This is a genomic window from Xanthobacter wiegelii, from assembly GCF_043193855.2.
GTDB lineage: Bacteria > Pseudomonadota > Alphaproteobacteria > Rhizobiales > Xanthobacteraceae > Xanthobacter > Xanthobacter flavus_A.
In genome coordinates, this window is sequence record NZ_CM195529.1 from 4681556 (window position 1) to 4704931 (window position 23376).

25 protein-coding genes are annotated in these 23376 nt (G+C 69.3%); 12 read left to right on the forward strand and 13 right to left on the reverse strand.

The window, feature by feature from the left end; translation table 11 throughout:
- Positions 1 to 25 precede the first annotated feature (25 nt).
- Positions 26 to 199, forward strand: coding sequence for a hypothetical protein (locus V5F63_RS21875; protein ID WP_394101105.1), 174 nt, complete (start codon positions 26 to 28; stop codon positions 197 to 199).
- On the opposite strand, the gene V5F63_RS21880 is transcribed toward V5F63_RS21875, so the two are convergent.
- The 8 genes from V5F63_RS21880 to V5F63_RS21915 all read right to left on the reverse strand — a co-directional run bounded on the left by V5F63_RS21880 (position 192) and on the right by V5F63_RS21915 (position 7552).
- Positions 192 to 494, reverse strand: a complete 303-nt coding sequence (locus V5F63_RS21880; RefSeq protein WP_024277119.1) for an STAS domain-containing protein — start codon at positions 492 to 494, stop codon at positions 192 to 194. The two genes, V5F63_RS21875 and V5F63_RS21880, sit on opposite strands and share 8 nt — an antisense overlap.
- Complete coding sequence (locus V5F63_RS21885; protein ID WP_394101104.1) at positions 478 to 2127, reverse strand: Na/Pi symporter; 1650 nt, start codon at positions 2125 to 2127, stop codon at positions 478 to 480. The genes V5F63_RS21880 and V5F63_RS21885 overlap by 17 nt, the downstream gene beginning before the upstream one ends.
- A gap of 118 nt (positions 2128 to 2245) precedes the next feature.
- Positions 2246 to 2689, reverse strand: a complete 444-nt coding sequence (locus tag V5F63_RS21890; RefSeq protein ID WP_394101103.1) for an ATP-binding protein — start codon at positions 2687 to 2689, stop codon at positions 2246 to 2248.
- An 11-nt stretch (positions 2690 to 2700) separates the two neighbouring features.
- A complete protein-coding gene (locus V5F63_RS21895) occupies positions 2701 to 3051 on the reverse strand; it encodes an STAS domain-containing protein (RefSeq protein ID WP_209485656.1) in 351 nt (116 codons plus the stop codon).
- A gap of 103 nt (positions 3052 to 3154) precedes the next feature.
- Positions 3155 to 3832, reverse strand: coding sequence for a GNAT family N-acetyltransferase (locus V5F63_RS21900; RefSeq protein ID WP_509210811.1), 678 nt, complete (start codon positions 3830 to 3832; stop codon positions 3155 to 3157).
- On the reverse strand, positions 3829 to 4902 hold the full coding sequence (locus V5F63_RS21905; protein WP_209485659.1) for an ABC transporter substrate-binding protein: 1074 nt from the start codon (positions 4900 to 4902) through the stop codon (positions 3829 to 3831). Before V5F63_RS21905 ends, V5F63_RS21900 begins: the two co-directional genes overlap by 4 nt.
- On the reverse strand, positions 4902 to 6887 hold the full coding sequence (locus V5F63_RS21910; protein WP_394101102.1) for an MFS transporter: 1986 nt from the start codon (positions 6885 to 6887) through the stop codon (positions 4902 to 4904). Before V5F63_RS21910 ends, V5F63_RS21905 begins: the two co-directional genes overlap by 1 nt.
- A complete protein-coding gene (locus V5F63_RS21915) occupies positions 6884 to 7552 on the reverse strand; it encodes a hypothetical protein (RefSeq protein WP_209485663.1) in 669 nt (222 codons plus the stop codon). The genes V5F63_RS21910 and V5F63_RS21915 overlap by 4 nt, the downstream gene beginning before the upstream one ends.
- A 243-nt stretch (positions 7553 to 7795) precedes the next feature.
- Between V5F63_RS21915 and V5F63_RS21920 the strand changes: the two genes are divergently transcribed.
- The 4 genes from V5F63_RS21920 (at position 7796) to V5F63_RS21935 (ending at position 12866) form a co-directional block, all read left to right on the forward strand.
- Positions 7796 to 8542 (forward strand): hypothetical protein, encoded by a 747-nt coding sequence (locus tag V5F63_RS21920; RefSeq protein WP_209485665.1) that lies wholly within the window; start codon positions 7796 to 7798, stop codon positions 8540 to 8542.
- On the forward strand, positions 8532 to 9365 hold the full coding sequence (locus V5F63_RS21925; protein WP_394101101.1) for a hypothetical protein: 834 nt from the start codon (positions 8532 to 8534) through the stop codon (positions 9363 to 9365). Before V5F63_RS21920 ends, V5F63_RS21925 begins: the two co-directional genes overlap by 11 nt.
- Positions 9365 to 11416, forward strand: a complete 2052-nt coding sequence (locus V5F63_RS21930; protein ID WP_394028832.1) for a SpoIIE family protein phosphatase — start codon at positions 9365 to 9367, stop codon at positions 11414 to 11416. The genes V5F63_RS21925 and V5F63_RS21930 overlap by 1 nt, the downstream gene beginning before the upstream one ends.
- A gap of 241 nt (positions 11417 to 11657) precedes the next feature.
- Positions 11658 to 12866, forward strand: coding sequence for an MFS transporter (locus V5F63_RS21935; protein ID WP_394101100.1), 1209 nt, complete (start codon positions 11658 to 11660; stop codon positions 12864 to 12866).
- A gap of 112 nt (positions 12867 to 12978) precedes the next feature.
- On the opposite strand, the gene V5F63_RS21940 is transcribed toward V5F63_RS21935, so the two are convergent.
- Entirely contained in the window at positions 12979 to 14427 is a 1449-nt protein-coding gene (locus V5F63_RS21940; RefSeq protein ID WP_394101099.1) for an FAD-binding oxidoreductase, read from the reverse strand.
- Positions 14428 to 14599: 172 nt separating this feature from the next.
- Here V5F63_RS21940 and rimM point away from each other — a divergent pair, with 172 nt between their 5' ends.
- The 3 genes from rimM (at position 14600) to rplS (ending at position 16438) form a co-directional block, all read left to right on the forward strand.
- Entirely contained in the window at positions 14600 to 15154 is a 555-nt protein-coding gene (rimM, locus tag V5F63_RS21945; protein ID WP_394101098.1) for a ribosome maturation factor RimM, read from the forward strand.
- Between the two features lie 46 nt (positions 15155 to 15200).
- Positions 15201 to 15914: a tRNA (guanosine(37)-N1)-methyltransferase TrmD gene (gene trmD / locus V5F63_RS21950; protein WP_394101097.1), complete on the forward strand. Its 714-nt coding sequence runs from the start codon at positions 15201 to 15203 to the stop codon at positions 15912 to 15914.
- A 104-nt stretch (positions 15915 to 16018) separates the two neighbouring features.
- A complete protein-coding gene (rplS, locus tag V5F63_RS21955) occupies positions 16019 to 16438 on the forward strand; it encodes a 50S ribosomal protein L19 (RefSeq protein WP_209485679.1) in 420 nt (139 codons plus the stop codon).
- Positions 16439 to 16493: 55 nt separating this feature from the next.
- Here rplS and V5F63_RS21960 read toward each other — a convergent pair whose 3' ends face one another.
- The gene (locus V5F63_RS21960; RefSeq protein WP_394101096.1) at positions 16494 to 17408 is read right to left on the reverse strand and encodes a protein-tyrosine phosphatase family protein; all 915 of its coding nucleotides are present in this window, start codon (positions 17406 to 17408) and stop codon (positions 16494 to 16496) included.
- 248 nt (positions 17409 to 17656) lie between these two features.
- Here V5F63_RS21960 and V5F63_RS21965 point away from each other — a divergent pair, with 248 nt between their 5' ends.
- Together V5F63_RS21965 and V5F63_RS21970 are read left to right on the forward strand one after the other, a co-directional pair.
- On the forward strand, positions 17657 to 18247 hold the full coding sequence (locus tag V5F63_RS21965; protein WP_024277102.1) for an ANTAR domain-containing response regulator: 591 nt from the start codon (positions 17657 to 17659) through the stop codon (positions 18245 to 18247).
- Positions 18244 to 19371, forward strand: coding sequence for a CmpA/NrtA family ABC transporter substrate-binding protein (locus tag V5F63_RS21970; protein WP_209485683.1), 1128 nt, complete (start codon positions 18244 to 18246; stop codon positions 19369 to 19371). The genes V5F63_RS21965 and V5F63_RS21970 overlap by 4 nt, the downstream gene beginning before the upstream one ends.
- 82 nt (positions 19372 to 19453) lie before the next feature.
- On the opposite strand, the gene der is transcribed toward V5F63_RS21970, so the two are convergent.
- From der to V5F63_RS21985, 3 genes are read right to left on the reverse strand one after another with little or no spacing between them, the layout of a single operon-like run.
- The gene (gene der / locus V5F63_RS21975) at positions 19454 to 20842 is read right to left on the reverse strand and encodes a ribosome biogenesis GTPase Der (RefSeq protein WP_394101095.1); all 1389 of its coding nucleotides are present in this window, start codon (positions 20840 to 20842) and stop codon (positions 19454 to 19456) included.
- 41 nt (positions 20843 to 20883) lie between these two features.
- On the reverse strand, positions 20884 to 21144 hold the full coding sequence (locus V5F63_RS21980; protein WP_394028839.1) for a hypothetical protein: 261 nt from the start codon (positions 21142 to 21144) through the stop codon (positions 20884 to 20886).
- A gap of 50 nt (positions 21145 to 21194) precedes the next feature.
- Complete coding sequence (locus V5F63_RS21985) at positions 21195 to 21884, reverse strand: tetratricopeptide repeat protein (RefSeq protein WP_394101094.1); 690 nt, start codon at positions 21882 to 21884, stop codon at positions 21195 to 21197.
- 255 nt (positions 21885 to 22139) lie between these two features.
- Here V5F63_RS21985 and V5F63_RS21990 point away from each other — a divergent pair, with 255 nt between their 5' ends.
- On the forward strand, positions 22140 to 22901 hold the full coding sequence (locus V5F63_RS21990) for a LytTR family transcriptional regulator (protein ID WP_394101093.1): 762 nt from the start codon (positions 22140 to 22142) through the stop codon (positions 22899 to 22901).
- A gap of 143 nt (positions 22902 to 23044) precedes the next feature.
- The gene (gene cowN / locus V5F63_RS21995; protein WP_394101092.1) at positions 23045 to 23374 is read left to right on the forward strand and encodes a N(2)-fixation sustaining protein CowN; all 330 of its coding nucleotides are present in this window, start codon (positions 23045 to 23047) and stop codon (positions 23372 to 23374) included.
- The last annotated feature ends 2 nt before the right edge of the window (positions 23375 to 23376 follow it).

The following is a 23376-nucleotide window of genomic DNA, read 5'->3' on the forward strand; positions in this document are numbered from 1 at the left end:
CTGCCGTTCACCTTTCGGAATAAGCGTGCCAAAGCACCAGAACGATGACGGCGAACAGCGCAACCACGAAGATTACGGCAGCGACCAGTTCTCCGAGACTTGCGTGCTGGAGGCCAGCCAGATCAGCGAGGAAGCGCAGGAGGCCCAAAACGCCCTGCACCCCTCCCGCCCCCGCCATCGGGACCGTCCGCTCAGTTGATCTCGAACAGGGTCGAGAAACCGGAGATGTCGAACACCTCGCGGATCTGCGGCTGGAGCGAGGACAGCGCAAGCTTGCGCTTCGCCCCGCGCATGGCCTTGCCGGCGACGAGAAGCGCGCGCAGGCCGGAGGAGGACACGTAGTCCACGCCGGCAAGGTTCACGACGATTCCCCCATCGGTCATGGAGACGACCTCCATGAGGCTCGCCTCGAACGGCTTGGCATTGGGCGTGTCGAGGCGCCCCGCCACCTTCAGCACCACGTCGCTTCCGACCTGCTCACGCTCGATGTGCATCGGCCTCTACTCGCTTGATGTCCGCCCCGGAGGCGGCCGGACGATCCCGATTATCCTCATTCTCGGGCGCACGCAACGCAATCGCGCTGCGGCGCACCAGCCAGATCGCCCGCTCGAACAGGCTGGTCGCCAGCAGCAGCTGCCGCGCGTCCGAGCCGGCGTCGAGTGCCGTTGCGGCAAGCTGCCGGCGGATGCGATTGAGCATCTCCGATCGATCGCCCGCGAGCGCGATGATCAGGTCGAGGTCTTCCCCGGGCCCGTCGGTGGCGTCGGCGAGGGAGAGCGTGATGGCGCGCAGCGATTCGGACAGGGCGAAAGCGAGCGGCGGCACCTCGTCGAAGCCCTCCACCACTTCGGTGAAATCGTGCAGCGTGTCCTGCAGGATGCGCACGTTCTCCACCAGCGACTGATGATGCAGCGCCACCTCCAGGCTGTCCCGGGCGAGGCCGGCCGCGATCAGCTCGGCCACGAACTGGTCCACCGCCAGTCCCACGGAGGCCGCACCGCGCCACAGGGCCAAGCGTTCGCCGGCAGCGTCGGTTTCTGTCTGGTCGAGGTCCGGCAGCAGCGTCGGCAACAGCTTCACCAGGCGCAGGGTCTCGCTGATCGCAAGGTCGAGCGCGGTGATAGGGTCGGCCAGCGCCTCGTCGTGGATGAAGCGTGGCCGCGCTGCGCCATCCTCCACCGTGGGCGGGCTAAGCGCCGCGACGATCCGCTCCGTGAGGCCCCGGGCGAAGGCGACCGGTAGCGCGCCTGCCACCTGCAGGGTCAGAAACAGGAGCGAAAGCGAAAGCGACGCCTCGCCCCGGCCCAATTGGTCGAGAGCCGCAAGCGCGTCGCGGCCGAACAGGGGCGCAAGCAGCACGGCCCCGCCCACGACCGCGCAGCCCACCATCTTCACCAGCACATGCACGTAGCACAGCTGGCGGCCGGTGCCCCTCAATGCTCCGGCGGAGATGACCGCCGCGAAACCGGAGCCGAGATTGGCGCCCAGAACGATGCACAGCGCGTCGTCGAGCCCCAGCAGTCCGGTCTGCATCAGCGCGAGCACAAGGATGGTCGGCGTCGAGGAGGACTGGCTGATGGTGGACGCCACCAGGCCCAGGATGAACCCAACGAGCGGCGTGACCCCTGAATCGAGATTGAGCGCCAGAGCGGCGACGTCGAGCGCCCGCGGCGCCTGCTTGATGAAATCCAGCCCCAGCAGGACGAGGACGAGGCCCAGGGCGACGCCCATCCATTCGCCCATGCCCTGGCGGCGATCGAGGCGGAAATGGAACCCGATACCGACGACGCCGACGAGATAGAGCACCAGCAGGCGGAAATCGATCGCCGCCACGAACACCAAAGCCGACGTGCCGATGTTGCCGCCCGCCACGATGGGGATGGCATCGCGCGTGGTGAAGGCATTGCCCCGCACCAGATTGCCGCTGATGACGGCAACGGCGTTGGACGATTGGGTCGCTGCTCCCGCCAGCGTGCCGCACAGAAGGCCCGTGACAGGCGAGCGCGTGGCCCGGCGTAACAGCCCGCGCACCTTGCGGCCGGTCGCCTGCTGAAGGTGGGTCGACATGGCCTTGAGGCCAACAAAAAGAAGGCCAAGACCGGCCATCAGCTCGGCAATGACGAGCATCGAAGGAAAAATCTCCGCGGTACCTGGGAACGCCGCGGGCACGCTCAAGGTTCCCGGCTCCGGCTCTCTCATCCCAGCCGGCTACCATACTCCCGGACTACGACACTCTCGTGAGGGGTCACACGGCCGCGTTGGCGACCAGCGTCAGCTGGTTTTCCTCGCCCTCGCGGCTGTAGTCGAGGGCTTCCAGGAAATGGCGCATCAGCTGCACCCCGTGGCCGCCGATCTTGGCATCCTCGATGCTGTCGGGCACCTCCGGCTCGGCGATGCGGGTGGGATCGAAGGGCACGCCATTGTCGATCAGACGCACAGCGACCCGCCCTTCGGGCAGCCGCCAGCACTCGATGCGGATGTGCGGCGGCCGTTCGCTGCCCACGAAGCCATAGGACACGACATTGGTGAGCGCCTCCTCGAGGCTTAGCTCCAGCGCGAAGCGCGTCGCGTCCGGCCAGCCGTGTTCCTCGGCCAGCGCGCCGAGCCACCCGGTGGCTTCGGTGATGTCGTCGATGCGCGCGCCCACATCGATGGTCGAGACGAGGGTTCCGGCCGCGGGCGTCGCCATGGGATCCGCCGTCAGGTTGCCGGGGAGACGCCCGCCGCCGCGAGCGCCTCGTCCCGCGTGGCGTGGATGCCGACCAGTTGGTCGACGCCGGTGGCCCGAAGCACCTTCTCCACCTGGGGATCGCAGGCGAACAGCCCCATGGTGCCGCCCTTGCGATGCAGTCCCTTGGCGCCCGCCAGCAGAAGGCGGATGCCGATGGAGGCCATGAACGGCGTGCCGGAGAGGTCGACCACAAGTACGCGGGCGGCCTGGCAGGACGACTTGAATTCCGGCTCAACCGCCGCTGCCCCGGCAATGTCGAGGCGGCCCTCGAGGCGCACGAGGATGATGTCGGGGCCGAGCGGGGTCCTCTCGATCTTCATGGGCCAGTTTCTCTCTGGATCGGGACGCCCGCGCGATGCGGGCACAGATTCAGCAAACCATACGACAGTTTCGTGACGCGGAGCAGAGGCCGAAAGTGCCCTCTCAGGCGCTGCGGGGACGGGCGTAAAGCACGCCGGCAGCGCCGGAATCGGTGCGGCAACGGGCGTAGCCGTGCCAGCCCTCGGCAAACAGCTCCTTCTGACGCGGCGTGTCCAGAGGATCGACCAGCAGCGTCTCCTGCGGATCGAAGGTGGTGAAGTCGCGCACCATCACATAACGCGCATAGCCGCCGAAGAAGAGCTGGATGTCATAGATGGGAAAGCCTTCGGCAAGCAGGCTCGCCCAGCTCGGCGTGTTCACCGGCGCGGCGGTGGAGAACAGCACCATGTCGGACGGCGCGGCCATGACGCGAGCGGCGATCAGCACCCGCTGCAGCCCGCGCCCGCGATAGGCCGGATGCACCGAGGCGCCCGCGAGACGTCCCACCGCCCGGGCGGGATCGAGCCCAAGCAGCCGGTGCGGCCCGTCCTTGGGCGAATGGTCGTGCTGAAGGATGCCGTAGGCGACCAGCAGCGCGTCGTCATACAGCCCGATGATGTGGCCGCGGCCGCCGAGGATGCTTTCGAAATAGGACCGGTTCTCCGGCTTCACCACTTCGGGCCGCACCAGGGGGCCGATGGCAAGATGATGAAGGGTGTCGATCGCGTCGAGATCGTCTGGCCCGAGCATGCGCTGCGTCAGCGTAGAGGTCGGTACGGCCTCGCGCAGGGCGTTCATCACGTGATTACTTCCGCATAATTGAGCATGGCGATGGGCGGATAGACACCGAGCTGCTTGGCCACGTTCATGTTGATGATGAGCGCGAAGCGCTTGAGCGTCTCGATGGGGATGTCTCGTGGCGGCACGTGCTGGACGAGGATCTCAACCGCCTTGGAGGCGGCGAGCTGGCCCACGGAATAATAGCGGCTGACAAGCCCGACAAGCCCCAGCCCCTCGCGCAGGAAGAACTCCGTAGCCCCGAACGTGGGCAGCCCCGCGGCGAGCGCGGCCGGGCCGACCCGATCGAAGATCGTGGCGAGGAAGGTATCTGCGGGCAGGTAGAGCCATTCGGCGCCCTGCGCCTTCAGGTTCCTCACGAATTCCTCCACCCCGTCGCCGGTCGGCTTGTTGCCGACCATGGTGAGGGGCTGCGTCAGCACCTCGGCGCCGATGGTGGCGGAGAAGGCCTTCATCTCGTTGATGATCGCGACGGAGTTGCTCTCGTTCGGCGAATAGATGACGCCGACCTTCCTGAACGCCTTGTAGCTCTGCATGGCGCGCATCTGCACGTCGGTCGGCACCACATGCACCGCGCCGGTCACATTGCGCCCCGAGGAGGCGAGAGAAGGGGCGATCTTCACCTGCACCGGCGCCGCGACCAGCGCGAAGACCACCGGAATGTCCCGCACGAAGCCGGCGGTTGGCGGTGCGTCATACGGACCGGCGACGCCCAGCGTCAGCGGCGTGCCGTAGGTATAGATGAGGTTGGGCCGGAAGCTGGGCAGCACCTCCGCGAGGATGGGCTTCACGCGGCTCGCGTCCCGCTCCACGTCGCGGGTCATGAACTCGACCTTGACGTCATTGGCGGCGAAATAATCCCGGAAGCCGCGCTCCACGTCGGTATCGCCGCGGAAGGTCAGCATCAGCACGCGGAACGGTTCGCCATTGGCCGCGGCAACGGGCGCAGGCGCCCCGGCGGGACGGGGCTGGCCATTGCCGCCATTGGTCTGCGCGAAGGCGCCGGGGACGGTACCCACCAGCCCCGCGGCACCCGCGCCGAGGCCGAGTGCGAGGAGGGAACGGCGATCCATCAGGCGGAACTCCCTTCCGAGGCGGCCGCGGAGGACGCGCGCCGCGAATGATGGACGAAGATTCTGCGTCCGGATAGCGCAAATAGCATAGCCCCGGCTACCGCCACAGCACCGAGAAAACCCGTAGCCGACGCAAAGCCGAGGGTCGAAAGCAGGAAGCCGGCGCTCGCCGGACCGGCGGCGTTTCCGGAGCGCTCCACCAGCCGGAAAAGGCCGAGAACGCCGGCCGCGCGGCCGGCGCCCATGCTGGTCGCGGTATCGGCCACCAGCGCCGACTGGGAGGCGATGGACATGGCTTGCCCCCACCCCAGCGCGACCAGAGCCACCACGATCAGCGCCACGGAGGGGTGGAGCAGCACCGCCATGGCGCCGATGCCCGATACCAGCCCGCCCGCCACCACGAAGCCCGCGCGGGCGCTGAAGCGGTCCGCAAGGGCTGCGAAGAAGGGCACGCCGATCACCATCAGCACCGGATAGATCATCTGGAAGCGGCCGATGGCCGCAGAGGAAAAGCCCTCGCGCTGCAGTTCCAGCGGCACGAGCAGGAAGCACAGGGCGGCGAACAGGAACTTGGCCGGGAAGGCGCAGCCGAGCAGCAGGGACATCAGCCCCGGTGCGCGGGCGGCCGCCTTGAGATCGGCCAGTCCCACGTTGGCGACTGCGCGATGACGCGCCGCGGCGGGGAGCGTCAGGCGGGCCACGAGAAGCGCCACGAGGGCTAGGCCGGCGGAGGTGCCGAAGGCGACGCCCGGCCCCAGCCGGTCGGCGATGACGCCGCCGATCGGCGGGCCGCACAGGCTCGCCACCATGATGGCGCGCACGAACACGGCCAGCGCCGCACTGCGGGCGGCGCCGGAGGAGAGGTCCACCACATGTCCCTGCGCGGACACGAACACCAGCGCATAGCCGACCGCCGTGGTGACGCGGGCGGCGAGGAAAACGTCGTAATGCGGGCTGATCGCCGAGACCACGTAGCCCGCCGCCGCCAGCGCCGCGCCCGCGATGAAGCCGGGGCGGCGGCCGAGCCGCTCGGACAGGGAGGCGAAAGGTACCTGGCACAGCGCGACGACCGCCATGAAGGCGACGATGGGCAGGCTCGCCGCCATGTCGGGACCGTAGCCCGCCGGAACGCCCAGCGCCTGGGCCGCGCGCGGCAGGAAGGGCCGGGTCAGTTCCTCCGCCAGCATGAAGAGGAACAGCGCCGGGCGCACCGCTATGGCGGCTTCGCTCTCGGCCGCCTGGACCCGGCCGAGCCCGGTGCGGACCTCGATTTCATCCAGCCGCGCGATCGCCTCGGCATCGCCTCGGTGCTCCGCCTCGGCGCGCAACGCGAGATGGCGCTCCGCGAGGGTTTCCACGTGGCGGTCGATGGGCAGGATCAGGTCGCCGGCCGCGCCGCCGCCGCCATCTTGCCGGGAGAGCACGCCGCGCTTCAGCGCCTTCAGCCGCCGCTCCACCGCCACCAGCGATTCGAGACCGCGGGTGCCGACGACCAGGGCGACGAGCTCCAGCGCCACCAGCAGCGCGACGATGCCGATAAAGGCCACGTCCACCAGCACGGCGCCGACCTGCTGGGAGACGACGCCGGGATCGACCACGATCATCACGTCGCCGAGGCGGCGGCCCTCGGAATCCTGAACAGGGACCATCACCCGGGGGGCATCGCCGCCGGCCGGCGCGTCGCCCGACCGCGCCAGTTCCTTGCCGCCGGCCGCGTTGAGGCTGATCTGGGTGAACTCGACGTTGGCGGCGCGCAGCTCATCGAAATAGCGGTTCACCCCCACCAGGCGGTCGAACGGCACCCCCACGGAGGCGGCGCGCTGCACCAGGTCGGCGGCGGCGCGACCCACGGAATTGGCTTTGGCGACGATCTCCGGCGCGATGGTGCGCTGGGCCGCCTGCTCGGAGCCCCAGCCGATCACCGCCAGCGCCGAGCACAGGATGATGACGATGGCGATGGAGATGCCGCCGCGCAGGCCGATCATGCGGCGCCCCCATCCGGAAGGCCCGCGCCAGGCGACCGCGTGTTCCGGTGCGCTTCCTCCACGGAGGCGAGCGCGGCGCGGGCGGCCGGCGGCCACAGGCGCGGCTCGGCGGCCCGGCGCACGGCCCGCTGCAGCAGCGCGGCGAGGAGCAGGCCGATGACGAGGGTTGCCGCGCCGGCCCACAGCAGGGTCGGAAGCGCGATGCGCCGGAGGTCCGCCGCGAGCGCCGCCGAACCGTTGGTCAGGATCGCGCTGTCATAGCGCACCACCACGCGGCCGAGGCTCTGGCCGATGTCGTTGCGCACCGGACGTGACAGGCCGCGCTCGTGGTCCCGGGCCGTATCGAGGCCGACGCGCCCGGGCTCGCTGGAGAACAACACGATGCCTTGCTCGTCCGTCAGGTCCATGGAGCGAATCGCATCCTCGACGCGGGATTCGCGCTCCAGCACAGCCGTCAGTGTCTGCTGCGCAGGAAGAGCGATGCCCAGCGAGGCCGCCTTTTCCACCACGTCCACCACCCGCTGCGCGGCGATGCCGCATCGGGCCTCGATGACACTGCGATGGGCGTTGATGAGGGTGACATAGGAGAAATAGGCGCCGAAGGCGACGCACGCGGCCGCGATCAGCGCGAACACGATGATGAGCCCCAGTGTGGTCCGCCTCATGACCCTTCGCGCTCGACCTTTCGCGCCGCCCCTCGCGCCGGCAGCCGCGCCCCCGGCGCACGGTCCGATCCAGCGCTGGAAATCTGCGCCTTAACCTTGGGGCGTGCCCCGACCGCCCGACCTTCATGCCACGAAAACAAAGCTGACAATGCAGGTTTTTTTGGTCGCAGTGGAGTTTTTTGTCTGGTTTGGCCGCGAGCGCGCGGTTAACGTCCGGCCGTCCACGCCACCGAAGTTCCCCGCATGACTTTCGTAAGCCGGCTCATCCTGGTCGCCGTCGTGTCCGTGACCGCTGCGGTGGTGGCGGTCGCGGGGATCGCGTTCTCGGCGAGCGACCGGGTGGGCGAGGAGATCGAGCGCGCGCGCGTCGCCAACCTGCTCGGAACGCTGCGCGCCTCCACCGAGGCGAACCTCTCCATCGGCCTGCAGCTCGACCAGGTTTCCCTGCTGCAACCGCGCATCGAGCGCGAGAAGGCGGGCGACCCCTCCATCCTCGCCATCGACATCTTCAATTCCGCCGGCCGCGCCATCTATTCGACCGACCGCAGCGTGATCGGCGAGGAGGTCAGCCCGGACTGGGTGAAGCGGCTGGGCGACGACAACCAGTGGGCGACGGCAGAGCGCGGCGACACGGTATTCGGCACGCGATTCGAGAACGATCTCGGGGTGGCGGGCGGCATCTCCGTTACCGTGTCGGACGAAGCGCGCAGCGCCCGCGCCGACCGGCTGGGCCTTGATCTCCTGATCCGCACCGGAGTTCTTTCGCTTGCCGCCTCCATCGCCGCGATCATCGCCGCATTTGCGTTCGTCCACATGCTGACCCGCCCATTCGACCGGGTGACGCGGGTGCTGCGCGGCGAGGGCGGGCCTCCCGCCGACGACGGCGGCCTCACCCCCCTCGCCGAGGCTACCGTGAAGAGCTGGCGGGAGGCCGAGGCGCGGGTGGATCGCGGCCTCGGCCAGTTGGGAGCACTCGACGATGCGGCCTGAGATCGCCGAGAGCGGCCGCGCCCGCCTCATGACGGGTCTGTTCGCGCTCATCCTCACCCTCGTCCTCGGCGGCATCGCCGCCGCCGTGCTCATCAACGGGTACCGCGCCCGCGTCGAGGAGAGCGCCCGCCGCGACGCGCTGGTGATCGGCACGTCGGTGGCCCGCACCCTCGCCCAGCAGTTCGAGAAGGCGGCCCGCTTCGGCATTCCCCTGAAGCTCCTGCCGGGCGTGGAGCAGCATCTCTCCGAGACTCTGACGCGCACCCCCGGCCTCACCCAGATCGTGCTGCGTGGATCGGACGGGCGCGAGATCCGCAGCGCCATCGGCGAGCATTCCGGCGCTGATTCGGTGAGCGCGCCGGTGGTGGTGGACAACAACACGGTGGCCTCGGTGGAAGTCACCACCAATCCCGCCGCCCTCGCCGCCTCCTTCGCCGATATCGGCCTCAAGGCGGCGGTGGTGGTCACGGTTTGCGCCGCTCTGGCGGCCCTGGTCGCCGGCCTTCTGGTGGGCAACGCGCTGGAGGGCGCCCGCGCCCGCCTCGCCAAGGGCCTCGCCGAGGCGGTGAACGGCCATTTCGGCGAGCGCGATGCGATGCACCCGCACGGCCGTCGCCAGGGCACCCGCGGCGCGGTGGGCCGGGCCTTCCGGGAGCTTGAGCACGGCAACCGCAGGGTCGCCGAGCGTCGCTCCGTCTTCGAGGCCTATGTGGAGGAACTGCTGGCGGTGGATTTCGACGGCGGGCTCAGACCCGATGTGGAACGCGTCCGGCGCGAGGTGCTGGCGCCGCCCGGCCGCGCCGACAAGGTGCGGGGGTCGTGATGCTGCTGCGCACCCGCATCACCCTCATCGTCGCCACCGGCTTCACCTTGCTCATGCTGGGCATCTGGGGCGCTACGGTGCTGCGCGACCGCGTCGCCCAGGCCCGCGAGGGCGAGCTGGCCATTGAGGGACAGACCGTCCTCTGGCGGGAGATCGTCGCCTTCCAGACCGCCAATCTCGCCCGCATCCTGGAGCGCATCGACAGTTCCTCTCCGTTCCGGATCGCGCTGGGCTTCTCGGATCGGTCGGGCATCGCCGCGGCCATCCGCGAGGTGGGCATCGATATCGACGATCCCGCCACCTATTTCGAGGTTGTGGCGGCCGACCGCGAGGTGGTGTTCAGCGACAGCTCCACCAACGCCCGCTACATCCTGGACGCGGGCAGCCTCGACCGCGCCCTCAAGGGCGAGATTCTCTCCGGACTGCGCCAGATCAGCGGCTCGCAGGTGATCGTCATCACCACCCGCACCGTCGATCTGCCCGGTCTCGGACGGGCGGTGCTCGTGCTCGGCCGCGATGCGGCGCTCGGGATGGACCGCTTCGCGCGCGGCATCAGTGCCGCCACCACCCTCATCACCCTGCGCGGGCGGGTGGTCGCCAGCAGCGATTTCCGCCTGTGGGAACGGGCGAAGGTGTCCATCACACCGCGCCGGCCCACCGCCGAGCAGCTGATGCTGGACGGGCGCAACTACAACGTGACCTCCATCCCCATCGCCGACGTGAGCGGCAGCGCCGTGGGCGCGCTGGTGAGCCTCGAGGACACGACGCAGACGGTGCAGGCCACCGCCCTCATTCGCCAGTCCGCGGTCGCAGGCGCGATCGTCCTCGTCCTGCTCGGCGTCGTCGGCCTCAATGTCTTCCTCTGGTACAGCTTCCGGCCGCTGGAATCGGCTATCGACGTGCTGCAGGCTCTCTCCCGCGGCGACACCTCGGTGACGGTGGGTCATGCCGGCAATGACGAGATCGGCCGCATCGCCGCGGCCGTCGTCGCGCTGCGCGGCAATGTGCAGGCCCTCGCCGAGAGCCGGCGCCAGCGCGAGCGCGTGCGGCGGCGGCAGGAGGTGGTGATCTCCGGCGAGTTGCAGGCGCTGGCCGACGCCATCGATCCGACCGACCGCGAGGAGGTTCTGGCCCTGCTCGCCAAGGGTGAGGAGAGCGAGAACGACGACGAGCTGAAGCGCGTCGCCCGCGTGCTCCACGATCTGTCGCGGCGGATCGTCGAACAGCACACCCGCCTCTCGTCCATGGTGGTGGAGCTGCGCGAGGCCCTCATCACCAAGACCAAGCTCGCCGGTCTCCAGCAGGAACTGGAGATCGCCCGGCAGGTGCAGCTCGCCATCCTGCCCAAGGAATTTCCGCCGGATGCGCGCGTCGCCGTGCACGGCCAGATGACCCCCGCGCGCGAGGTGGGCGGCGACTTCTACGATTACTTCATGATCGACGACACCACGCTCGGCTTCGTGGTGGCGGACGTCTCCGGCAAGGGCGTGCCGGCGGCTCTGTTCATGGCGATTTCCCGCACCCTGCTGCGCTCCACCGCGCTGTTCGAGCGCTCACCGGCGGGCTGCATCCGCCGCCTCAACGACCTGCTCGCGGTGGAAAACGAGCAGATGCTGTTCGTCACCGTGCTCTATGGCGTGGTCGACCTCTCCTCGGGGAAGGTCACCTATGTGAATGCCGGCCACAATCTGCCCTACCGCATCGCCCGCTCCGGCGAGGTGACGACCGTTCCCTCCACCGGCGGCATGGCGGTGGCCGTGCTGGAAGGCTTCGTCTACCAGCAGCACGAATTGCACCTCGCGCCCGGCGACGCGCTCTTCCTCTATACGGACGGCGTGACGGAAGCCTTCGACATCGACGAGCAGCCCTACGGCGAGGAGCGCGTGGAGGAGCTGCTGCGCAGCGGCGCCGCCGACTGGTCGGTGGAGGAGCTGAACGAGCGGGTGCTGGCAGCGGTGCATGTCTTCGAGCGCGGCGCGCCCCAGGCCGACGATATCACCTGCCTGACCCTGCGCTATTTCGGCGGCCACGGCCCCCGCCGGACACGCTGACGGCCGCGTGCGCCCAAGCTGGCGAGAATAAGCGTGCGTCCCTCGCGGGGAAACGGTAAGCGTGCCCTGCACGGTCCTGGACAATCGAGGGAGCCAACCCTCGCCCGAAGCGTGAGCCGGCGCGTGGGGCGCGCGGGCGGGGCGGCATCGAGCCGGCCGAAGAGGGGGAGACGCAGCATCCGGAACGGCGCAGCCGGACCGGCCTGATCCCGGTGCCCCGCCGGGGACGGAGTGGCAAGTCATGTCCATAGACGCACGCGCGGCCGGCTGGCCCGCGGCCGAGGTTTCCTCCATCGGCGCCGTCTGTAGCGCCCACTTTTGCAGCCATTTCCTCCAGCTCGCCCTCGCCCCGCTGTTCATCATGATGCGGGCCGACCTCCAGGTCTCCTTCATCGAGCTGGGGCTGTTGCTCTCCGTCTTCTATCTGTTCTCGGGCGCCGGGCAGGTGGCCGCCGGCGTGCTGGTGGACCGCTTCGGCGCTGACCGCCTGCTGCTCGCCGGCATCCTCACCCAGGGCGCCGCGACGGCGGCCATGGGCATCGCGCCGAGCTATGTGCTGCTGCTGCCCCTCGCCGCGCTCGCGGGCCTCGGCAATTCGGTCTACCACCCGGCCGACCTCTCCATCCTCAGCCACAAGGTGGCGGCGCCCCGGCTCGGGCGGGCCTTCGCCGCCCATGTGATTGCCGGAAGCATCGGCTTCGGCCTGTCGCCGATCGTGTCGGGCGCCATCGGCGCGCATTTCGGCTGGCGCACGGCGCTCATCGCCATGGGGCTGCTGGTGGTGCTGATCGGGCTTCTGCTCGCGGTCTTCCGGGGCCCCTTGCGCGCGCCAGCTGGACGCGCGGCCCATGCGGCGGCGGGGGGCACACCGCACTCCTTCCTCGATGTGCTGGCCATGCCCGTGGTGCTGATGGCCTTTCTCTATTTCACCCTCACCGCGGTCGCCCTCTCGGGCATCCAGAGCTTCTCCATCGTCGCTCTGCAGGAAGGCTTTGGCGCGGCGGTGGCGCTGGCGACGCTGGCGGTGGCGCTGTTCCAGGTGGGCAACACGGCGGGCGTCGCCATCGGCGGGCATGTGGCGGACCGCTCCACCCAGCACCACCAGATCGCCATGAGCGGCCTTGCTGCCGCTGCCGCCTTCGGTTTTCTCGCCGCCTGGCTTCAGGCGGCACCTGAAGTGACGGTTGGTCTCATCGCCTTGGTGGGTTTTTGCATGGGCCTCACCACCCCCTCGCGCGACGTGCTGGTGCGCAGCGCGGCGCCGGCGGGCGCCACCGGCAAGGTCTTCGGCATCGTCTATTCGGGCTACGACATCGGCTCGCTGGTGGGACCGCTGATGTTCGGCCTGATGCTCGACCATCACCACCCGCGCATGGTGTTCGTGGGCGCCGCCGCCGCATTGGCCCTCGCGGTCGGAACCGCCTTCGCGGTGCGCCGCCGGCCAACCTAGCGCCTGCGCCGCGCATAAGTCCGCGCGGCGTTTGAGCGAAGGCCCCCATTAAGCCCGCGCGGCGCCTGAGCGAAGACCGCGCGGCTCCAGAAGCCGCGCGGTTTGGTCTACCTCAGTCCATCAGCACCTTGCCGGGATTGGCGAGGCCGCGCGGATCGATGGCGCGCTTGATGGCGGCCATCACGTCCAGCGCCACCTTGTCCTTGTACATGGGCAGTTCCTCGCGCTTGAGGATGCCGATGCCATGCTCCGCCGAGATGGAACCGCCCAGCGAGGCCACGAGATCGTGGACGATGCGGTTGAACTCCTCCCAGGTGGCAAGGTAGGCGGCCTTGTCCATGCCCTCGGGCTGGCTGAGGTTGTAATGGATGTTGCCGTCGCCCATGTGGCCGAAGGCGCAGATGCGGATGCCCGGCATGTGCGCCTCGCACAGCCGGTTCGCCTCTGCGATGAAATAGGGCACCTTGGACACCGGCACGGACACGTCGTGCTTGATGGAGCCGCCTTCGAACTTCTGCGCGTCGGACATGTCCTCGCGCAGCTTCCACAGGGCGTCGCACTGGGCTTCCGAGGAGCCCACCACCGCATCCTCGATCTCGCCCGCCTCGAACGCTGCCTCGAACGTGTCGAGGGCGAGCTGGGAGAGGTCGTCGTTGGGGCGGGTGGAGGTGAGCTCCGCGAGCACGTACCAGGGATGCCGCTCCGCCAGCGGGCGCACCGAGCCGGGCATGTGCTTGAGCACGATCTCCAGGCCGAAGTCCGGCATGATCTCGAAGCCGGTCAGGCTGTCGCCGGCGGCGTTGCGCAGGCGGCGGAACAGGGAGAGCGCGGTCTCGGGATCGGCAATGCCGAGCAGCGCCGTCGCCCGGGCGCGGGGCGCCGGGAACAGGCGCAACACGGCGGCGGTGATGATGCCGAGCGTGCCCTCCGCGCCGATGAAGAGGTCCTTCAGCGCGTAGCCCGTATTATCCTTGCGCAGGCGCGACAGACCGTTCCAGATTCGGCCGTCCGGCAGCACGACTTCCAGGCCGAAGGCGAGTTCGCGCATGTTGCCATAGCGCAGCACGGCGGTCCCGCCGGCATTGGTGGAGAGATTGCCGCCGATCTGGCAGGAGCCTTCCGAGCCGATGGAGAGCGGGAACAGGCAGCCCGCCGCCTCCGCCGCCTGCTGCACCTGGTGCAGCGTGCAGCCGGCCTCGGCGATGACGGTGAGGTCCACCGGATCGAGGTCGCGGATGCGGTTCAGCCGGCGCAGCGAAAGCAGCAGCGCGCCGAACGGCACCTGACCGCCCACGAGGCCGGTATTGCCGCCCTGCGGCACCACCGGCACGCCGGCCTCGGCGCAGGCGGCGACCACGAAGGCGACTTCCTCCGTGTTGGCGGGCTCGACCAGCGCCGGGGTCGTACCCTGGTAGAGGCCCCGCCCCTCCACCAGATGGGGGGCGAGGTCGTGAGCGTCGGTGCGCACGTAGGACGCACCAATGCGGGCGGCGATGCGGTCCAGAAGCCCGGAGAGGCGGACGGCATCGAGAAGGATGGGTTGGGGGGCATGGCTCGACATGGGGGCGCAAGGTGCATCAGCCGCCGCCGCCGGGCAAGCATCCGATGAGCCGCACGGGAGCGCGAAAGCGCCGCGCGGCGGAGGACGGCGCGGCCTTCCGCTTGGCAAAGGCAGACATAAGGTCTAGAGCCGCCGCCGCGCCCCATTGAAGGCGCCCAGCACCGGAGTTGAGATGACCGACCGCGTCCTCGTCGCCCGTATCGGCGCCCCCCATGGCGTGAAGGGCGAGGTGCGGCTGTTCGTCTTCACCGAGGATCCGGCCGCGATCCTCGACTACGACCCGCTTACCGATGCCTCGGGGCGCACCCGCTACCGCATCACGGCGCTGCGCGCGGCCAAGGACCATTTCGTCGCGCGCCTCGCCAACGTCGCCGACCGCACAGCCGCCGAGGCGCTGACCAACGTGGACCTCTATGTCCCCCGCGAAGCTCTGCCGCCGCCGGAGGACGAAGATACCTTCTATCATGCGGACCTGATCGGCCTTGCCGTGGAGGACGAGGCCGGCGCGCGCATCGGCACCGTCACCGCCCTGCACGATTTCGGCGCCGGCGACATCCTAGAATATGCCCCCGCCCTCCCCGGCATCCGGGCGAAGACGCTCATGGTGCCCTTCACCCGTGTCGCCGTGCCGGTGGTGGAGGTGAAGGCCGGCCGGGTGGTCATCGCCGAGGCCTTCGTCGAGCGCCGTGACCCCGAGCCCGAGGCGGGCGAGGACAAGGAGGGCTGAGGCGCGCGGATTTGACACCGCCCCCGCCCCGCGCCCATCTCTCCCCATGACCTTCCGTGCCAGCGTCCTCACCCTCTACCCGGAGATGTTTCCGGGTCCCCTTGGCCATGCCCTCGCCGGCCGCGCGCTGGCGAACGGGCTGTGGGGGCTGGAGGCCGTGCAGATCCGCGACCACGCCCTCGACCGCCATCGCTCGGTGGACGACACCCCGGCCGGCGGCGGGCCGGGCATGGTGATGCGGGCCGACGTGCTCGCCCGCGCCATCGACGCCGTTTCCCCGGCGGACGATCCCCGCCCCCGCCTGCTGATGACCCCACGCGGCCGCCCGCTGACGCAGGCGCGCGTGCGAGAACTGGCGGCGGGGCCGGGCGCGGTCATCCTCTGCGGGCGGTTCGAGGGCGTGGACGAGCGCATTGTCGCGGCCCGCGGCCTCGAGGAGGTCTGCGTGGGCGACGTGGTACTCTCCGGCGGCGAGGCGGCGGCGTTGCTGCTGCTCGACGCGTGCGTCCGGCTCATTCCCGGCGTCATGGGCAAGGCGGAGAGCGGCACGGACGAGAGCTTCTCCCACGGCCTGCTCGAATACCCGCAATTCACGCGGCCGCAGCTGTTCGAGGGTGAGGGCATCCCCGAGGTGCTGACCTCCGGCGATCACGCCCGCATCGCCCGCTGGCGGCAGGCGGAGGCGGAGGCGGTCACACGCGCGCGGCGGCCGGACCTTCTTTCCCCCGCGCGTGACGGATCCAAGACGGAAAGGGAATGACAGCGCCCCTTTTCTCCTGTATGGAGCCGCGTCTCTTAACTTAAAACGACACGACGTGGCGCCGGGGCGACATGCTCCGAAGCGGCACCAAGAGGTTGGCGACAATGAACATTATCCAGACGCTCGAAGCCGAGCAGGCGACGAAGCTCGCCGAGAAGCGGGCCATTCCCGAGTTCCAGCCCGGCGATACCGTGACTGTGAACGTGAAGGTGGTCGAAGGCGAGCGCACCCGCGTGCAGGCCTACGAGGGCGTGGTGATCGCCCGTTCCGGCGGTGGCCTGAACGAGAGCTTCACCGTCCGCAAGATTTCCTACGGCGAAGGCGTGGAGCGCGTGTTCCCGGTCTATTCGCCGCTGATCGATTCCATCAAGGTGGTTCGTCGCGGCAAGGTGCGTCGCGCCAAGCTCTATTACCTGCGCGACCGCCGCGGCAAGTCCGCCCGTATCGCCGAGCGTCAGGACCGCACGGCCGACGGCAAGGTCAAGAAGGCCAAGGGCGCCAAGGCTCCTGCCGCCGCCGAGTGAGGCGCGACCTTCTTCCTGAGTGACACGCGCCGTCGGCCCAGCCGGCGGCGCTTTTTTATGGGCTGAGCCGCTCCGGGCTTGCCCTGAGGCGCGCGATCAGCCCAACCGGATCTGCCTCATAGGCCCGCCGCACCCGCTCGAGAGCGCCCGCGCCACCGCCGCGATGGCCAGCGCCCCCCACATGCAGCCAGCCGTCCGCCAGCAGGAATGGCTCCATCTCCCCGGTTTCGGGATCGGCGAGATGCACCCGCCGCCGGCTGGACATGCGGAGCGCCGCAAGGTCAAGGTGACGGTAGAGCACGCCCCAGTTCTGCCCGCCGGTGTCGAGGGTGAGCGGCGTGTCGGTGCCGAAATCGAGCGGCAACGCCTTCACCGCCGCGAAATCGAACACGCAATAGCCCGGCCACAGGTACCAGGCGCCGTTGCCCTCGCCATGCCGCACCATGCCGTAGCAGGGCTGTCCCGCGAGCCGCGCAGCGAGGTCGATCGGCTCCAGCGGGATCAGATCGTGGTCCAGCAACGCAAAGGCGCGCGGCGCGGCAGGGCGGATGAGGTTGGCGTAGATCCAGTTCAGCGCCACGCCATGGGAGCGCGAGCCGTTGCGCGCGCCCCGATAGGGCGTCGGCGGCAGAGGGCAATAGGTGAGACCGCGCAGCACGCACAGCGCCGCGATGGCCGTGCGGGCGGCGGGATCCGTGGAATTGTCGCACACCACCAGCGGCGTCCCCGGCAGGAATCGCGCCATGGCATCGGCCAAGAAATCCACCGCCTGCGGCAGGTTGAAGGCCACCGTGAAGGCGACGACCGGCGCCCTCTCGGCGGCGATCCGCGCCACAACCTCGGCCTGCTCCCGCGTCCGGCGGCGGGCGTAGATGCGATCCACCACCACATTGCGGGCGCGCCGCAGCCGCTGGGCGAGCGGGGTCAGCGCGAGCCATTCGGCGGGAGCGTAATCGGCAAGGTCGCGCATGGACGCCTTCGATGAACCCGGCAGAGTGCCGGGCCGGGACAGAAACGAACTGGCGCGGATCGCCGCAGGCCGGCCTGGCGCCGCGCTCCGCCGCGGGCGTTCTAGAAGGACTTGGCGGGAAGGTCCATGCCGCCGGCCTGCTTCACGCCAAGGCGTGGCGCGCCGGGAGACTTGACCGCACCGGCTCCGGAAGGTGAGGTATCATCCGAGTCCGCCAGCCCCAGCGGACAGCCCCACCCCGGACCCCCATGGCGAACGACCTTACCCTCAGGATCGTGATCGTCGACGAGAGCGACGTGCGCGCCGCCATCCTGGAGGAGGGCCTCAAGGAGGCGGGCTTCGAAACGGTGCTGCGCATCACCGGCCGCAACAACCTGCTGGAGCGCATTTACGCCATCGACCCCGATGTGATCCTCATCGACCTCGAAGATCCCTCGCGCGACACCATCGAGCAGATGTTCCAGGTGAGCCGCGAGGTCAAGCGGCCGGTGGCCATGTTCGTGGACCAGACCGATTCGAAGACCATCGAGGACGCCATCGAAGCCGGCGTCGCCTCCTATGTGGTGGACGGGCTTCGGAAGGAGCGGGTGAAGCCGATCCTCGAGACCACCATCTCCCGCTTCCGCGCCTTCGCGCGCCTCAAGGCGGAGCTGGAGGAGGCAAAAACCCAGCTCGAAGAGCGCAAAGCCATCGACCGGGCCAAGATGCTGCTCATGAAGATGAAGGGCATCGACGAGGAGGCCGCCTACCACCTCCTGCGCCGCACCGCCATGAACGAGAAGAAGCGCATCGTCGACATCGCCCAGTCCATCATCACCGCCGCGGAGCTTCTGCGATGAGACGCCTCGCCATCGGCTTCATTCCCCTGACGGACGCCGCCGTGCTGATCGCCGCGGCGGAGCGCGGCTTCGCCATGGCCGAGGGCATCGAGATCGACCTGCACAAGGAGGTCTCGTGGGCCAACATCCGTGACAAGGTGAACATCGGGCTTCTGGATGGCGCCCACATGCTGGGGCCGCTCGCCATCGCCTCCTCCCTCGGCCTCGGCCATGTGCGGGTGCCGCTGGTGGTGCCGTTCGCGCTCAATCTCAACGGCAGCGCGATCACCATCGACAAGCATGTCTACGCGGCCATGGGCGAGGTGGGGGAGGATCTCTCCACCGCGCCCGGCGCGGCGCTGGCACTGGGCAAGGTGGTGCGGCAGCGGAAGGCCGAGGGGCGTGACCCGCTGGTGTTCGCCGCGGTCTATTCCTTCTCCACCCACACCTATCTGATCCGCCATTTCCTGAAGGCGGGCGGCGTGGACCCGGACCGCGACGTGCGGCTCGTGGTGGTGCCGCCGCCCTTCATGGCGGAGAGCCTGCGGGGCGGGCTGATCCACGGCTTCTCGGTGGGCTCGCCCTGGAATTCGGTGGCGGTGGATGCGGACGTGGGGCGCATCGCGGTGCTCGGGGCTGAGCTGTTCGGCTGGGTGCCGGAGAAGGTGCTGGGCGTCCATGCCCGCTTCGCCAATGCCGAGCCGGAGGTGCTGCACCGCCTCGTTCGTGCGCTCTATGCCGCCGCCCGCTGGTGCGAGGACCCAGCCAATCACGAAGACCTCGCCAAGCTGCTGGGCGAGCCGCGCCACCTCAATCTGCCCGCCGACATCCTGCGCCGCACGCTGGACGGGCGGCTGCACACCGCGCCGGGCGGGGCGCTGAGATCGCATCCCGACTATCTGATCCTGAACCGCGACGGCGCCAACCGGCCATCACCCGACCATGCGCTCTGGATGTACGCCCAGATCGTCGCCGCCGGCCAGGGCGAATTCGCCCCCGACGCCGCGCGCGAGGCCATGGGGGTCTACCGGCCAGACATCTTCGATGCGGCGGTCGGACCGGTGCCGGTGATGCATCCCGAGCCGGATTGCGTCGGCACCCAGTTCGGCGAGATCTTCGATCAGGCCGCCTTTCTGAGGGGCTGAGGGCTCGGCACGATATCTAGCCGGCCTAACAACGTCCTGGCCATAAATTTAGCCGCCTTCAACACCTTTGGACCGCGGCCACTTAGTCCGCGTAGGGGTTGTCCTTCTCGCGCAGCGTCAGCCGGATCGGCACGCCGGGCAGGTCGAACGTCTCGCGGATGCCGTTCACCAGATAGCGGATGTAGCTCTCCGGCACCGCATCGGTGCGCGAGCAGAACAGCACGAAGGACGGCGGGCGCGCCTTGGGCTGCGTCATGTAGCGCAGCTTGATGCGCCGCCCCGACACCGCCGGCGGCGGGTGGTTTTCCGTCACCTGCTGGAGGAAGCGGTTGAGCGGGTTGGTGGCGACACGCTTGTTCCACACCTTGTGGGCGCTCACGATGGCCGCGACCAGCTTGTCGAGCCCGTGGCCCATGAGGCCCGAGACGGGGACGATGGGCACACCCTTCACCTGCGGCAGGAGATGGTCGATCTCCTCGCGCAGCCGGGTGGCGAGGCCACCGCGCGCCACGAGGTCCGCCTTGTTGTAGCCGATGACCAGCGCCCGGCCCTCGCGCGCCACGAGGTCCGCGATGCGCAGGTCCTGTTCCTCGAACGGGCGGGTGGCGTCGATGAGGATCACCACCACCTCGGCGAACTTCATGGCGCGCAGCCCATCTGCGGCGGAGAGCTTCTCCAGCTTGTCGTCGATGCGCGAGCGCTTGCGCAGCCCGGCGGTGTCGAACACCTCCAGCGGGATGCCGGCATAGGTGACGTTCACGGAGATCGAATCGCGTGTGATGCCGGCTTCAGGGCCGGTCAGCAGGCGATCCTCGCCCAGCAGCTTGTTGATGAGGGTGGACTTGCCGGCATTGGGCCGTCCGAGCACCGCCACCTTGATGGGCCGGCGTGGCTTCTCGGGCGCGGCCTCGCCCTCGACGGGAGCTTCGTCCTCGGCGTCCTCGTCGTCCTCGTCTTCCTCTTCGAGCCGCGTCTGCTCCGGCAGGGCATCGCAGATGGCGTCGTAGAGCTCGGAGAGGCCCTCGCCATGCTCGGCGGAGAGCGGCACGGGATCGCCGAGGCCGAGGCCGAAGGCTTCCAGCGTCCCGGCCTCGCCGCCCCGCCCCTCGCTCTTGTTGGCAACGAGGATGACAGGCTTGCCGGCCTTGCGCACGAGATCAGCAAATGCGCGGTCGGTCGGGGTAAGCCCGATGCGCGCGTCGATCATGAACAGGATGGCGTCGCAATCGCCGATGGCCGCCTCGGTCTGGGCGCGCATGCGCCCCTCCAGGCTCGCAGGGGTCGCCTCCTCGAGGCCGGCGGTGTCGACGATGCGGAAAGTGAGGTCGCCGAGGCGTCCCTCCCCTTCGCGCCGGTCGCGGGTGACGCCGGGGCGGTCGTCCACCAGCGCGAGCTTCTTGCCCACGAGGCGGTTGAACAAAGTGGACTTGCCGACGTTCGGGCGCCCGACGATGGCCAGGGAAAAGGTCATGAAATGGGCTCGCAGCCGGCGGTCGGCTTCAGTCTGAGGAATTATTGCTGCGGCTGGCCGCGCGGGGGCGTGGCCGGCAGGTTGTCGATGGGGGCGTTGGCGTTGCTCGGCTGGCCGAGGCCGGTCGAATAGTCGACCCCCGGCACGCCGTTCGGGAACACGGGGGTGCGGGTGCCCGGCACCGGCGGCTTCTTCTGGTCGAACGGGTTCAGATTCTCCAACGTCTCGCAGCCGGCCGCCGTCAAGGCGAGACCGAGCACGAGCGCGAGGCGCAGGCTGCGGGTGACAGGGCGTGCCATCATCAAGCTTGTCCTCCTCATGCGCGTCGCGGTCATGCGGATCCTCTCGCGGTTCACTGGGTCGGCGCGGTACCGGCGGGCACCTCGCCCGCCGGGGCGGTGGCCGAGGCGGTGAGCCGGCGGATGAGCTCGGCCCGCGAGCGCACGCCGGGCGGGGTTTCGCTGTCGTTGGTGATGTCGGTGGCGGTCTTGTTGGCGGCCGCGAGATCGCCGGCCTTCAGCTCGGCCAGCGCGAGCGTCTCCCGCGCGGAGTGGCGCAGGGGGCCGGTGCCGTTGGCGATGCCGCCGATGCGCTGCTTCACTTCCGGCAGGCCCGCCGTATCCACCACGAGCAAGGCCGCGCGCACAAGGGCGAGGTCGCGGGCGAGCGGCGGCACGGAATTGTTGGCGGCGATGGCATCGAAGGCGGCGATGCCTGCCGCCTTGTCGCGCGCCGTGGTAGCGGCGGCCGCGCGGAAGAGGGCGAGGGTCCGGTAGCCGGACGGGCCGCTCTTGGCGATGGCGTCGAAGGCGGCCTCGGCCTCCTGCATCTTGCCGGCATCGAACAAAGCGACGGCGCTCTCATAGGCCTCGCTGGCCTTCACCGCCTGCTGGTGACGCCAATACTGGTATCCGCTCCATCCCGCGGCGGCCAGGATCACCAGCACGCAGGCGGCGATGATCACGCCGCCGAAACGGTCCCAGATCTTGCGCAGGCGATCGCGCCGGAGGTCTTCCTCGATCTCGTGGAAAATGTCGGTCATGAGTTGAGAGCTTCGGGATCCAGGACTTGGGGATGGCCCGCCGAGGCAGGGCCGTGCCGACGCCGCCGCGCCGGGATGAGGGCGCGTAAAGTATCCATGCGGCCTCTTCGTGGCAAACGGGCGTTTTTGAGGCGGCTCAGCCTTGGCTTCGCGCCCGTCCGGCGTAGGATACCGGCGCCCCACGGGGCATCGGGCACGGAAGCCAGATCGGGAGTTATGGCCGTCACATCCCCTGAAAGGACGGCTTTCGCCGCCATGCAATCATTTGAATACCGCCTTCAGCGCACGCCGGTGGGGGTAGTGCTGCTCGATGCGGAGCTGCGCATCCGCTCCGTCAATCCCGTGGCCATGCGGCTGCTGGCGCCGCCGGGCCAGCGCCTCGCGGGTGTGGATATCCTCTCGCTCCATCCGGGAGAGGCGCGGGACAAGGTGGCTTTCCTCATCGAGCGCGCCCGCGCGTCCGAAGATGGCACCGCCTCGCTGGTGGTCACCACCGCCATGGGCACGCTGATCGCCAAGGTCAGCCGGCTCGAAACGACACCAGAACGCCCGCCCGATGGTTTCGTGATGATGATCCACGCCTTGGTGGAGGCGCCGGTGATGGGCCGCACCGGCGGGGCGGATGTGGAGGTGGACGGGCTGGCGGTTGCGGGCACCAAGGCCGTGGCCGCGCTGTGTCCCCTCATGAAACTGCCGCTGGTGCGGGGCAAGGGAGACCTCATCAGCCTCATCGACGTCACCGAGGTCGCCTTTCTGGTGGCGCAGGGCCATTACGCGGAGGCCCGCACCGCCACCTTCTCCGCCTTCTGCCCGCGGCCGCTGGCCGATCTGGAGCGCCGGCTCGATCCGGTGCAGTTCGTGCGCGTGCACCGGCGCTACCTCGTCAACATGCGCCACGTCCGCGCCGCCGCCCGCGAGGACGGCGGCTGGCACCTCGTGATGGCCGATGCCGGCGAGACGCGGGTGCCGGTGAGCCGGAGCAAGGTGGAGGATATTCGCCGGCGCCTCGCCGTCTGAGGCACCGCGCCCGACTACCGTTCGTGCAGCCCTGATGCCATTGGTGCAGGACGCGCGTGGATCGCGCCTTCTGCTTTGAAGCCGGCTCCCTGCCCGGCCCATGGTCCGTCCGACACGCCACACGCGCCGTTGGAGACCCCGAGATGACGCAAGCTGCCGCCGGCTTCCCCCCTCTGCCCTTCGCGCTCGAAACGCCGGACCGCTACCTGACCTTTCAGGGCATCGATTTCGAGGGAAACATGAAGACGGTGCTTCAGCACCTGTCCCGCTATATCGACGACCCCGCCCACGACAATGCCTTCTGGGACCGTTTCAAGGCTCGGCTCGCCGCTTCCGAGGCGGACAGCGCCACCATCTGCGACAAGCTGCTGCTGCTCCATTCCCATGTCTATTACATGGTCGAACTGTTCGAGGAGCATGACGACGAGGCTGCGCTGGCCGACCTGAAGCGGCTGGAAGAAGAGTGCTTCTGACG